General features: G+C 74.3%; 1 protein-coding gene. It reads left to right on the top strand.

All coding sequences use genetic code 11. From position 1 onward, the window contains the following. Positions 1-151: 151 nt before the first annotated feature. Positions 152-552: Lrp/AsnC family transcriptional regulator (locus D3D02_RS18735; RefSeq protein WP_121571350.1), on the top strand; the 401-nt coding region annotated here is incomplete at its 3' end.

Genomic DNA, 552 nt, shown 5'->3' with positions numbered 1-552 from the left:
GCCGTCGACGTCTATCGTCGTCATGCGCGTCTGTAGCCACCGCGGACACAACTGCCTTTCCGTCGCCCCCGCAGACGACCGGTTCCCGGGGTCGTTCTCGCGTCGCCCGACCGTCGGACCGCTTTTGCCCGCGCCGGTCGAACGCCCGCCCATGCGCACCCTCGACGAGACGGACCGGGAGATCATCCGGCTGCTGCTGGCCGACGCGCGGCGCCCGTACAGTGACATCGCCGAGCGCGTGGACCTGTCGGCGCCCGCGGTGTCCGACCGCGTCGACCGCCTCCGCGAGGTGGGCGTGATCGAGGGGTTCACGCTCCGGATCGACGGCGACGCGCTCTCGGACGGGCTGCGGGTCCTCGCGACGCTCGCCGTCGCGCCCGCGGACGCCGAGCGCGTCCACGAGTCGGTCGCCACCCACGAGCGCGTCGAGCACGCCTTCCTCACCGCCGACGGCGAGGTGACGGTCGTCGCGCGCGCCGAGGAGGGGACCGCCCGCGACCTCATCGACGACGCGGTCGGCCTGGACGCCGTGACCGCGCTGTCGGTCCGCCC

Origin of the sequence: Halobellus sp. Atlit-38R, assembly GCF_003665925.1 — an archaeon.
Taxonomy (GTDB): Archaea; Halobacteriota; Halobacteria; order Halobacteriales; family Haloferacaceae; genus Haloquadratum; species Haloquadratum inordinatus.
Note: the sequence above shows the minus strand (reverse complement) of the source record. Positions and strands in the feature narration are given on the sequence as shown.